At 39.7% G+C, this 12,117-nt stretch carries 13 protein-coding genes; 1 reads left to right on the forward strand and 12 read right to left on the reverse strand.

Going from position 1 to position 12,117, the window contains the following annotated elements:
* Positions 1-10: 10 nt before the first annotated feature.
* From QU01_RS04890 to QU01_RS04945, 12 genes are all read right to left on the reverse strand, one after another.
* Positions 11-601, reverse strand: a complete 591-nt coding sequence (locus tag QU01_RS04890) for a uracil-DNA glycosylase family protein (protein ID WP_033762697.1) — start codon at positions 599-601, stop codon at positions 11-13.
* Between the two features lie 44 nt (positions 602-645).
* On the reverse strand, positions 646-2,052 hold the full coding sequence (aspA, locus tag QU01_RS04895) for an aspartate ammonia-lyase (RefSeq protein ID WP_001217488.1): 1,407 nt from the start codon (positions 2,050-2,052) through the stop codon (positions 646-648).
* Positions 2,053-2,109: 57 nt separating this feature from the next.
* On the reverse strand, positions 2,110-3,378 hold the full coding sequence (gene murA, locus QU01_RS04900) for a UDP-N-acetylglucosamine 1-carboxyvinyltransferase (protein WP_033762624.1): 1,269 nt from the start codon (positions 3,376-3,378) through the stop codon (positions 2,110-2,112).
* 2 nt (positions 3,379-3,380) lie between these two features.
* Positions 3,381-3,788 (reverse strand): hypothetical protein, encoded by a 408-nt coding sequence (locus tag QU01_RS04905; RefSeq protein ID WP_033762626.1) that lies wholly within the window; start codon positions 3,786-3,788, stop codon positions 3,381-3,383.
* Positions 3,789-3,799: 11 nt separating this feature from the next.
* Positions 3,800-4,621, reverse strand: a complete 822-nt coding sequence (gene galU, locus QU01_RS04910) for a UTP--glucose-1-phosphate uridylyltransferase GalU (RefSeq protein WP_033762628.1) — start codon at positions 4,619-4,621, stop codon at positions 3,800-3,802.
* Positions 4,618-6,300 (reverse strand): lytic transglycosylase domain-containing protein, encoded by a 1,683-nt coding sequence (locus QU01_RS04915; RefSeq protein WP_033762699.1) that lies wholly within the window; start codon positions 6,298-6,300, stop codon positions 4,618-4,620. Before QU01_RS04915 ends, galU begins: the two co-directional genes overlap by 4 nt.
* Positions 6,301-6,313: 13 nt before the next feature.
* Positions 6,314-6,607 (reverse strand): YggT family protein, encoded by a 294-nt coding sequence (locus tag QU01_RS04920; RefSeq protein WP_033762629.1) that lies wholly within the window; start codon positions 6,605-6,607, stop codon positions 6,314-6,316.
* Positions 6,604-7,923, reverse strand: coding sequence for a glutamate--tRNA ligase (gltX, locus tag QU01_RS04925; protein ID WP_033762631.1), 1,320 nt, complete (start codon positions 7,921-7,923; stop codon positions 6,604-6,606). The genes QU01_RS04920 and gltX overlap by 4 nt, the downstream gene beginning before the upstream one ends.
* Before the next feature lie 165 nt (positions 7,924-8,088).
* Positions 8,089-8,742: an NAD(P)H-dependent flavin oxidoreductase FrxA gene (gene frxA / locus QU01_RS04930; protein WP_033762633.1), complete on the reverse strand. Its 654-nt coding sequence runs from the start codon at positions 8,740-8,742 to the stop codon at positions 8,089-8,091.
* Position 8,743: 1 nt separating this feature from the next.
* On the reverse strand, positions 8,744-9,601 hold the full coding sequence (locus QU01_RS04935) for an NAD(P)-dependent oxidoreductase (RefSeq protein ID WP_033762634.1): 858 nt from the start codon (positions 9,599-9,601) through the stop codon (positions 8,744-8,746).
* Between the two features lie 11 nt (positions 9,602-9,612).
* On the reverse strand, positions 9,613-10,119 hold the full coding sequence (locus tag QU01_RS08380; RefSeq protein WP_033762635.1) for an SRPBCC family protein: 507 nt from the start codon (positions 10,117-10,119) through the stop codon (positions 9,613-9,615).
* A 13-nt stretch (positions 10,120-10,132) separates the two neighbouring features.
* Entirely contained in the window at positions 10,133-11,341 is a 1,209-nt protein-coding gene (locus tag QU01_RS04945) for a CCA tRNA nucleotidyltransferase (protein WP_033762637.1), read from the reverse strand.
* Between the two features lie 62 nt (positions 11,342-11,403).
* Here QU01_RS04945 and queC point away from each other — a divergent pair, with 62 nt between their 5' ends.
* Entirely contained in the window at positions 11,404-12,084 is a 681-nt protein-coding gene (queC, locus tag QU01_RS04950) for a 7-cyano-7-deazaguanine synthase QueC (RefSeq protein WP_033762639.1), read from the forward strand.
* Positions 12,085-12,117: the final 33 nt, after the last annotated feature.

Raw genomic sequence — 12,117 nt, forward strand, 5'->3', positions numbered from 1 at the left:
AAGGCGTATTTTAAGACTGATTGAGAAACTGGAGCGCTATTTTAAAATGCGCTAACGCTTCTTTTTTGAGCGTGGGGTTTTTGAGCATGTTCTCTAAAGCATGGGTGCTTAAAAAATGTTTGGTTTTTAAAGACACGACGCGCCCAAAGGATTCTTCTTTAGAAAGGTTTAAAAGGCGTTTGGGCAAAATCTCGCCAAATACCACAATGACTTTTGAAGCGCTATTGTCTAATTGCCAGGTTAAATGAGATAGGCATGCGTTGATTTCTTCTTCTAAATTAAGGCTGTTAGAGTCGCATTTAAGGAGCGATAAAATACTACAATCTTTTAAGGGGTAGTTAAAAACCTTTTGGATAATGCTCTCTAACATGGCTGCTTTTAAATTGTTTAAAAAATTTAATTGGCTATCCAGCATGGGGGTTAGCGTGATAAAAGTGATCTTAGATTGAGCGTTAAAAAGCCCAACCACCGGTTTTGAATGTTGATGGCGTTTGCACAGGTTGCAATTTTCTATGCCCTCATGAACTTGTTTGTTAAGGGGCTTATTTTGGGGCTTGGCAAGGTTGGTATTGGTGTAAGTTTCGCCCAAAAGACGCTCCATATAAAGGGAGCGTAAAGTTTGAAGGCGTGAAAGTTGCAAAGCGTTTAATCTTTATGCTTTTTGAAAGCGTGAGGGCTTAGCATGTTTTCTGGCTTGAAAATATCGTCCAGTTGCTCTTTAGTTAGGATTTTCTTTTCTAAAGCGATGTCATAGATAGAGCGATCGCTTTTTAAGGCTTCTTTAGCGATCATAGCGGATTTTTCATAGCCGATATGAGGGTTTAGCGCGGTAACAATGCCAATGCTGTTAAAGACATAATCGTGGCAAATCTTTTCATTAGCCGTGATGCCTTCCACGCATTTAGTCGTTAAGGTTTCAATCGCGCGCCCTAAAATCACAAAGGAATGGAAAAGCTTGTAAGCGATAACCGGCTCAAACACATTGAGTTGCAATTGCCCTCCTTCTGCGGCTAACGCCACGCTCAAATCATTCCCAATCACCGCAAAGCACACTTGATTGACCACTTCAGGGATCACCGGATTGACTTTACCGGGCATAATAGAGCTGCCCGGCTGCATTTTAGGCAAATTGATTTCATTCAGCCCGGCTCTAGGGCCTGAACTAAGCAACCTGAGATCGTTACAAACTTTAGAAAGTTTGACCGCAATACGCTTTAACACCCCACTCACTTGCACATACGCTCCCGTGCTTTGAGTGGCTTCTATCAAGTTATTAGCCATGACAAAGGGTCGGCCCGTTACTTCTTGGATTTTCTTTTCAATCAAACTGCGATAATCCGGGTGCGAATTGATCCCTGTGCCAATAGCCGTGCCGCCTAAATTAAGCTCTCTTACCCAATTCCTAGCGTCTAAAACCTGCTCAATATCCCTATCAACCATCAAGGCATAAGTTTCAAACTCTTGCCCTAAAGTCATAGGCACAGCGTCTTGAAGCTGGGTGCGCCCCATTTTAATCACATGGGAAAATTCCTTAGCTTTTTGAGCGAAAGCGTCCCTTAAAGCCTTCATGGGAGCGACTAAATTGCTCAAGCGCTCATAAATAGCGATTTTTAAGGCGCTAGGATAGGCGTCATTGGTGGATTGAGAGCGGTTGACATGGTCGTTTGGGTGGCAAAATTGATACTCGCCCTTTTGATGCCCCATGTATTCTAAAGCCAAATTAGCAATCACTTCATTCATGTTCATGTTCGTGCTTGTGCCAGCCCCCCCCTGAATCATATCCACAATGAATTGATCATGGTATTTGCCATCAATGAGCAAATCGCACGCATGGCAAATCGCAATTTTAAGCTTTTCATCAATCAAGCCTAATTGCGCGTTCGCTAAAGCAGCCGCTTTTTTGACTTGAGCGAAAGATTTGATAAAAACAGGATAACTGCAAAGCTTGTCGTTGGTGATGAAAAAATTTTCACTCGCTCTTAAAGTTTGGATCCCGTAATAAACTTCATCGCTAATTTCCATTTGCCCAATGAAATCATGCTCAATACGCATAAAAGCTCCTTATGTAATAATTGAAAAATATTCTAGCTATTGTAACCAAATCTTGGATTATTTTTCTTTTAAGCGCAATACTTTTGCCCCTAAGGCGTTGATTTTATCCTCTAATCTCTCATAACCCCTATCCAAGTGGTAAATCCTATGCACCCTACTCACACCCTTAGCCACTAAAGCGGCTAAAATGAGAGCCGAAGAAGCCCTTAAATCCGTCGCCATCACATCGCTTCCGGTAAGCTCTGTGGATCCGCTAATGGTAGCCACATTCGTTTTTAGGCTAATACTAGCCCCCAAGCGTTGCAATTCGCTTGCATGCATGAAGCGGTTTTCAAAAAGCGTTTCTTCAATCACGCTCGTCCCCAAACACTGCGTGGCTAGTGCCATGAATTGCGCTTGCATGTCTGTGGGAAAGCCTGGGTATTCTTTCGTGGTGATTTCAAAGGCTTGTCGTTTTTTGGCCGGATAAATTTCTATAGAATTTTCTTGAATGTCTAGCGAAAAACCAATTTCTATGAGCTTGTCAGTGATCGCTTGAAGATGGTTAGGGATGATACGATTGATTTTAAGCTGGCTGTTAGTGATAGCCCCCACGCATAAATAAGTGCCTGCTTCAATCCTATCGGGTATGATTTGAATGTCTTTTAAATTTAAAGCGTCATTTTCTACCCCCCTAATCTTTAACTCGCTGCTGCCAACGCCCTCAATTTCTACGCCCCCACTCTGTAAAAACGCGCACAATTGAGCGATTTCTGGCTCTTTAGCAGCGTTAATGATGCGCGTGATCCCTTTGGCAAGACTGGCTGCCATGAGGGCGTTTTCTGTGCCTGTAACGCTGATTTTATCAAATAAAATATCATTCCCTTTCAAGCCTTTAGGGGCTTTTGCGTGGATATAGCCTTGCTCAATTTTGATTTCAGCCCCTAATTGTTGCATCGCTTTTAAGTGCAAATCCACAGGCCTGGCTCCTATAGCGCACCCACCGGGCAAACTCACCAAGCATTCTTTAAAACGCGCCAATAGTGGGCCTAAAACCAAAATGGAAGCGCGCATTTTACGCACTAAATCGTAAGTGGCTTCGGTGTGGTGCAGGGATTTGGCGCTGAGTTGGAGCGTGTGGGGGTTAAGCCATTCTAATTCTGCACCTAAATTTTGCAACAATAACGCCATCGCTTTTATATCCACCACTTGGGGCAAAGATTTGATTTTGATTTCCTGTTGGCTTAAAAGCGTGGCGGCTAAAATGGGGAGCGCGGAGTTTTTCGCCCCTGAAATTTCTACCCCCCCTTTTAAAGGGACTTGTCCTACAATCTCTAAAAAATCCAATTCTATCCTTTTTCTTTTTTATTCTTAAGGGCTAAGCCGGTAGCGTTAGCGATTTTTTGTGCATGACTAGGGTTAGCGTTTTCTAATTCTTGCCCAAAATTAATAGCGTCTTCTAATTCAAAAAATTCTGAAGCGACTAAATTTTGGATCGTTTCTAGCCACAGAGTTTCTTTATCTTTAGGGCAAATTTTAAAACGCTCATTAAAGCTGTTTTTAAGTTTTTCTAAAGCTGGTGCGCTTTTAAGGTTTTTGATTTGTTCGCTCAAATTTTCTAAAGAGAGGCTTTTATTAGGAATATCTTGCTTTAAGGGGGGGCGAGTAAGCCTCCAAGCAAGCCCCACCAATAACACAGGCAGCAAGCATACAAAGAGGATCAAATACATGTAAGCGTAATAAGTCAAATTGCCCATGTTGATAAGATTTATAAGCGTTTTTTATAATAAGCGTTACTCGCTTCAATATAGCCTTCCACGCTCCCGCAATCGTATCGTTTGCCTTTGAATTGGTAAGCGATGATCCGCTTTCTTTTGGCTTGAGTGCGTAAGGCGTCTGTGATTTGGATTTCATTGTTTTTACCCGGTTTAGTCTCACGCAAAATATCAAAAATATCCGGAGTCAAAATGTAGCGCCCTATCACGGCTAGGTTGCTTGGGGCGTCTTCTTGGCTTGGTTTTTCCACCATGTCTTTAATCTCATACACCCCCTCTTCTAACCATTCGCCCTTAATCACGCCGTATTTTGAAACTTCTTCTAACGCCACTTCTTCAATGGCTACAATGGAGCATTGGTATTTTTGATACAATGAAATCATTTGCTTTAACACGCTTGGATGATCATGGCTTATGCATAAATCATCGGCTAAAATCACCGCAAAAGGCTCATTGCCTATGAGAGCCTCTCCGGTTAAAATCGCATGCCCTAAGCCTTTCATTTGCTTTTGGCGCACATAGGAAAAACAGCATTTCTCTATAATGTTACGAATGCTTTTTAGGGCGTTTTCTTTGTTAGTGCCTTGGATTTGATGCTCTATTTCATAGCTCGTGTCAAAATAATCTTCTAAGCTTCTTTTATTTCTTCCTGTAACGATCGCCATCACTTCACAGCCTGCTTCCATCGCTTCTTCCACAGCGTATTGGATTAAAGGCTTATCCACAATGGGCAGCATTTCTTTAGGAATGGTTTTAGTGATCGGCAAAAAGCGCGTGCCATAGCCAGCGGCAGGAAAAAGGCATTTTTTAATCATGGTTTGTCCTTTGAGTTAAGAGTTTGTTCTAAAAATCCATCAATAGGGATGAAATTCCCAAAAATTTCTTGATAAATCAAGTAATTGAGCATGACCCTAAAGCCATACATGCGAGTCTCGCTATAAGGCATAAGCTCCATGCTAAGCCATGGCTCAAAATGATTTTTTTCTTTAAATCGTTTGGAGCTTTCTAGCCATCTCCTTAAAAACCCAGGCCCAGCGTTATAAGCGTAGGCGACAAAAAGGGGGTGGTTGAATTCTTTTTTCAAATGGTTCAAGTAATAATTGCCAAGTTTGAGGGCGATATTGGGGTTAAACATGTCGTTTAGATCAATGTTATCCATGCCAAGGCGTTTAGCGAAAGGCCCTACATTAAAGGGCATGATTTGCATAAGCCCCAAAGCGAACGAGCGCGAAATGACTGCCGGAAGCAAAAAGCTTTCTTGCCTAGCGATCGCATACACCATAGCCTTTTCATCAGTATTTTGCCATTCAATAATGCCTTCATAAGGGGATAAATAATAATAAATCTTGTCTTTATTGCGTTGGCTTAAAAGATAGGTCAATTCAGGGGTGCTTTTTTCATAATACAAGCTTTTTAGCATCGCATTAAACGCGCCCTTATCTTTCAAACTCAAGGTTTTTTCCTTAAAAATTTGCCACGAAAAAGGGTCATAAGTGTTAAAAGGAGGGTCTTCTTGACTTAAATTTTGGATGTGAGAAATGATGCGATAACTGGGCGTGGTTTGGAGCTTGCGGCTCGCATAAAGACTATAGAGATTTAGGGCAGGGCTTTGTGAAAGGCGTTCCAAAGTTTTTTTCTTTTTAGAGACTAAATACTGCCAAAAGATCGCTCTGTCTTTTGAAAAATCATCGTCTTTAACCACCGCTTCAGAGCGTTCAAAATACTTGAGCGCTTTAGAGGGTTTTTTGCGTAAGATTTCGTTAATCCCTAGGATAAAAAAGGTTTGCGCGTTGCTGTGGGTAGCGTTACTTTTAGCCAGAGCGTCTTTAAAATGATCCAATTTGGGATCTAAAATAACCTGATAAATCAAGCGGTTAAACGCCGGGTAATCTTCATCTAAAAGGCGGTTTAACTCTTTAATGGGGATATGCTCTTCAAAAATTTGGAGCTTTTTTTCATAACTCAAATGATTGAAAAGCGCGCTAAACACTTGCGCGTTAGCCTTAAACAAAGAAGCGCTCACATGCTTGCTTTGCAAGATTTCTAATTCTTCATAAAGAACGGGGTAAGCCTCTTTGATTTTTTCTTGTAAGGGCTTGATGGTTTGAAGGGGGATCTTATCAAAATCTCTGATTTTTGATTTTAAAGCGATAGCGATACAGCTATTTTGGAAAGTGTCTGTTGTTTCCAACATGCTTTCTAGAGTAATTTGTTTGCAATAAATATCTTCAGGCAATTTAACATCAGGGTTTTTTTCTGAATTGTCTGAGCCTTTTTCTTGCATGGCCTTTTGTAGGGCGTTGTTTTTATTTTGAGTCAATTCATAGGCTTTTTTAGCGTTTTCTAAACTGGTTTTTTTATCGCTAATATAACGCCACAAATAATAATCCCTAACGATCCCAGCGGGCTTTTTTTCTAAATCTTTTAAATTGAACTCGGTTTGAGAAAAACCAACGCCAAGCATACCGATAAAAAATAAAATAAAAAAACGCATGCGGTTATTTTCTTTAAAGGTTTTTAGCAAGCATGAAAAGCCACTGAATGAGCGTGAGATCCAAGAATTTCAAAACAATGACCACCACTAAAGGAGAGAAATCCAACCCGTTAAACACCAGCTTGAATCTAGAGCGTAAAAAACAAAACACCGGCTCACACAAGCGAGCGAGGATTTGCATGATGGGGTTATTGGGGTTAGGCTGCACGAAGCCTATAAGCGAATAAATGATCACCACCCACATATAAATCGTAATGAGCGAGCTTAAAATCACCGCTATCGCATTGATAAGGGTAGAAAAGATCATGCTTTGAGCCTTAAAACTTCTTGATGATGGCTTTGGATATAGGGGAAAATCAAAGGCAATTCAACGCCATGCGAGTTCCCGGTTAAAAGGATGCGCAAAGGTTTGAAAAAATCCTTACCCTTAAGCTGGCTTAATCGCATGGCTTCCTTTTTAAAACTTTCAAAATCCTTATAGACTTGAAAATCCATGCTTTTTAGGGCGTTAAAAAGCGCTAAACAACGCTCTTTAAAATCTTCATTTTCATAAGTTTTAACAATATCCTTTGGCTCTAAAAACAACGAAATTTTTTCTTTCAATTCTGAAAGCGTGCCGCATTCTTCTATAAACAATCTCAAAAGCCCTAAGAGGTTTTTATCTTTTATTGAAGTGAGTTCTAATAACTTTTCATCGTCTAAAAGCTTTAAATGCTCGTGGTTTAAGTGTTTTAAATATTTTAAATTAAAATGAGCTGGGGAACTGGAAAGATTTTCTAAATCAAACCATTCTATCGCTTCATCAAGGCTAAAAACTTCCTTAGGCACTTTATTACCGATAGTGATGAGGTAATTCACAATCGCAACCGGTAAAAACCCTTGATTCAAAAGCCATTTCACGCTGGACGCTTCATCTCTTTTGCTCATCTTTTTACCGCTTACTTCATCTAAAATAATGGGCAAATGCGCATAAACAATCGGATCGTTTGAGCCTAAAGCTTGCTGGATTAAAATTTGTTTAGGGGTGTTACTCACATGATCTTCGCCTCTAATGATCAGACTGATTTCATAAAGCAAATCATCGCATGCGCAAGCGAAATTATAAGTAGGGCTTTTATCCTGTCTCAAAAGCACAAAAGAATCCAATTCACCAAGTTCAAATTTCACTTCTTTTTTAATCGTATCATTGAAAGACACCGCATGATTTGGGGCTTTTAAACGCACCACAGGGGCATGGTTTTTGTCTTTTTCTAAAGTGGCCCACTCGTCTAAATACCTGAAAGGGCGTTTCTCGTTTTTGGCTTTTTCTTTTTCTCTTTCTAAAAACTCCGCGCTCGCATAACAATAAAACGCTTTATTTTCTTTCAGTAATTTTTCTGCCATTTCTCTGTGGTAATCTATGTTATGGCTTTGATACACGAGCTTGTCCCAGCTTATCCCCATAAGCTTTAAAATCTCTAAAATTTCCTGGTCTTTGCCTTCAATGTTACGCTCTTTGTCCGTGTCTTCAATGCGAATGAGAAAGGGTTTATGTTGCTGTTTGGCCACAATGTAGTTAAAAATGGCTGCCCTTAAATTCCCTATGTGCATATCCCCTGTAGGCGAAGGCGCAAAACGAAGCATAAAAAACCCTTTATTTAAAAATAGTTTTTGATTATACCTAAAGAATACTTAATTGTGTTGTGGTAGTTCTGTTTTATCAAACATGAATAGGCATTATTCAAGAGATTAGCGCTTGGCTAACGCCAAGCTCTTTATGGTTGGTTATCAAAAAGCTAAAAGCGTTTTTTATTCAATCACTTCATAAATAACTTCTGTCTTCCAGCGGATTTTAGGGGTGATTTCTTGGTTGCGATAACCAAAACTAGCCATTACCGACACGCCAAATTCCGCCGTGTTCAGATAGCCTTTTTCCTCTAAATAAGCCTCCACTTTTTCTTGATCATACCCTTCAATCGGGCAAGAATCAATCCCTAACATGGCCGCTGCCATCATCATGTTCGCCATTTGGATATAAGTCTGCTTGCTAGCCCAATCAAACAAAGATCGTTCGCTATTGAGTTTCATATCGTTCTCTTGGAAATTTTTGATGATTTGAGCGAACCTGGAATTAGTGTCATAATCCCTTTTTTTAACCTCATGCATCACTTTTTTAACGTAATCGCTGTCATAAGTAACGCCTTTTCGCGCAAGATAAATGACAAAATGGCTCGCTCCCTCTAAACCAAAAAGCACCCCCCAGGCCATCGGTTTTAAATCTTCTTTCATGCGTTCATTTTTCAATAAAAGCATTTTCCATGGTTCAAGCCCGATTGAAGAAGGGGCTAATCTCCCCACTTCAACCAAAGCTTCCCAATCCTTTTGGGAAATACGACGATTAGGATCGTATTTTTTTGCAGCAAATCGTTGGTGCTGTAAAGCAACCACTTGTTCTCTGTCCATTTTAATGTTCTCCTTTTTCTAAATAATGATAAACGGCTGCCATATCCATTTCGCCTAAACCGGATTTTTCCGCTTGAGAATAAAGCTCTTGCGCTTTAGATAAGAATGGCAATTGAATCGCCTCTCCTGCTTCATTGTTAGCTAAACGAATGTCTTTGAGCATGAGTTTCAAACTGAAAGCGGCCGGATAGCTATCTTGTAGCCACATGCCTTTTTTAGCTTGAAAGAGAGGCGAATTCATGCCAGATTGGCCAATAATTTGTAAAAACAACTCTGCATCAACTCCTAAATGTTTGGCTAACAGCAAAGCTTCTGAATAAGCGACCCCCATTTGAGCCAAAAGGCTATTAATGGATAATTTAGCCCCTGTCCCTTGACCAATCTTACCCAAATAAAAGGTTTGACTCCCCAAATGCACCAAAACAGGTTTGAGTTGAGCAACCACTTCTTTTTCACCTGCCGCTAAAATCAATAAAGCCCCAGCTTTGGCCGCGCCAACCGATCCTGAAACGGGTGCTTCAAGGTAAGTTACTTGATGCTTTTGAGCGGTTTTTTCTAAAGATAAGCTTTCCAAAGGGGCGATAGTGCTCATATTCACCACGATTTTTTTAGACATCTGTTCCCAAAATTCTGGCACTAAAACAGCATCAATCACCGTTTTATCCGAAAGCATAATAAAAACCAGATCAACTTTAGCGGCCAAATCTATAGGGTTAGTATAAACCGCTACGCCTTTTTCTTTTAAAGAGGCTGCTTTGCTCTCTGTTCGGTTATAAACCGACACTTTTAAATTTGCATCGTGCAAGCGAGTCGCCATAGGAGTTCCCATAGCCCCTAGTCCAATCCATCCGATTTTCATTCAATCCTCACTTATTGGCGTGAATACGCCACTAAACCATCTAACCAAGCTTGATGGCCATTTAGCATCGCATTAGGCACAGATTTCGCTAAAGCTTTAGCAGGGGCTCCCGATTGGCTTTCTTGGGTTAGAATACGCACACGATCATGATCCAGTTTTTCAACTAGCCATGCATGATAGACTTCAAGATACTCATCGCCTTTAGCTTCATTCCAACCTCTCCAAGCCAAACGCAGTATGGTGTCTTTCAATTCAAACTCTTCCACCTGTGCCTCCACTAAAAAGCCAAAAGTTTCAAAACGGAAACGAGTCTTGTCTTTAAGAATGGTATTGTCTTGATTATGCATGTGGACATTCCCTGAATTTTTGTAATACTTTTCCCAACAAGACGCGTCTCTTAAATGCTGCACCACTTTATTAAAATCCAAACCTTTGACAATGACTTCATTGGATACGAAATTATCGGTCTCTCCTGGAATCCATTTCTTAGGCCATTGAATCGCATTCATCGTTATCATGTTTTCTCTGTTTTTAATTTTTTCTGCCTATTGGCGAAAGATTTATAGCATCATTAGGTAAATAATGATCTTTAACCCATTTTATCAGCCACTCTAAAGCGTTATTTTTAGGATTTTCAATGACTAAATTTAAGCATGCGTTTAAAATTTCGCCGATTTTTTGGTGTTGGTAGCCCAAGCTTTGGAGCGTGCTGCCCTTAAGGGCTAGGTGTTCTTTTTTAAAAGGCTCGTTAGAATCAAAGATTTCTTTTAACAAGCCTTTAATTTTTAAAGCGTGTTTGGGGTTTTTGAGTGCATAAAAATCTAAAGCCAAATTAAAAGGCTCTAAATCATAGTTTTTCAATAAAAATTTTAATTCTGTTTTGTTATGAATATTTAAAAAAGCTTTATGGCATTCTTTAGCTTTTAAAAATAAAACACAAGTTTTTTTAGGGTATCGTAGATTTTCTAAACTTTTTTGATGTTTAAAAAACCCTAACAATCTTAATTCCAGATTGAAAGGTGCGTTTTTTAAAAACCCTAAATTTTCTATTTTTTCTTGAATAACCAACTCCAAAATTTCTTGATATTCTTTGGCCACTTCATAGGCGTTTTTCCCCATAAGAAGCTTATTCAATTCGCTTTGTAAGCGCTCTTTGGAGAGGTGTTTTAACAAATCCTTACATGCAAAAACCGCTTCTTTAGTGCTTGGCGCTATCTTAAAGCCTAAAGTCGTGCTAAATCGCAGCGCTCTTAAAATCCTTAAAGCGTCTTCAAAAAACCTCAATCGCGCTTCCCCCACGCATTCAATTATTTGATTTTCAATCGCATTCTGCCCTTTAAAAGGATCAATAATCCCTTTTGTAGGGCTATAAGCGATCGCATTCATGCTAAAATCGCGCCGCTTTAAATCGTCTGTCAAATGAGCGCTAAAAACCAATTCTTTAGGCTTTCGGTGTTTGATATGCCCTTTTTCAATTCTAAAAGTTGTGATTTCATAGCTCTGATGGTTTTTAAGAGCCGTGATCGTGCCATGTTTGATACCGGTTTCTAGAACCCTAAAATCGTGCTTTAAAAGAAGCTCTTTGCTTTCATTGACTAAAGCGTTTGAGGTCAAGTCATAATCTTTAGGGGTAATGCCCATCAAACAATCGCGCACGCACCCCCCTACCAAGTAAAGCTCATAAGGGGATTTTTCATAAATGTCAAACAATTCTTTCAATCCTTCTTCTAACTCAAACACGCTTTTTACTCTTAAAATTTCTTTGTGTTATTATATCTTTTTAGAATTTTTAAGGAATTTTGATGGAACAAGAAATTTGCGTGATCGGTTTTAGCGGCGGGCAAGACAGCACCACTTTAGCCGTGTGGGCGAAAAAGCGTTTTAAAAAAATCTGTTTAGTGGGGTTTGATTACGCGCAAAAACACTCTGTGGAATTAGAATGCGCTCAAAAAATCGCTTCTCTTTTACAACTCCCTTATGAAATCATCCCATTAGATTTTTTAGAAAATATCACTCGCTCCGCGCTTTTTAAAAACTCTAACGATTTAATGGGGCATTCACATGCACAAAATAAAGATTTACCCAACTCTTTTGTGCCTAATCGTAACGCTATTTTTATCACCCTTTTGCATTCTTACGCGCAAAAACTAGGGGCTAGTAACATCGCTTTAGGGGTTTCGCAAGCGGATTTTAGCGGCTATCCGGATTGTAAAGAAGATTTTATTAAAAGCATCGAGCATGCCCTAAATTTAGGCTCAAACACGGCAATTAAAATTGTAACGCCTCTAATGTTTTTAAGTAAAGCGCAAGAATTTCAAATGGCTAAAGATTTAGGCGTCTTGGATTTAGTCATCAAAGAAACGCACACTTGCTATCAAGGAGAGCGAAAGATTTTGCACGCTTATGGTTATGGCTGCGATGAATGCCCGGCATGCCAATTGAGAAAAAAAGGCTATGAAGAATTTCAAACTAATAAAAAATAAGGTTTTTTAAAAAACCAACTAAAGAGCGGTAAA

It is taken from the genome of Helicobacter pylori SA221C (assembly GCF_000476855.1).
Classification (GTDB): Bacteria; Campylobacterota; Campylobacteria; order Campylobacterales; family Helicobacteraceae; genus Helicobacter; species Helicobacter pylori_DK.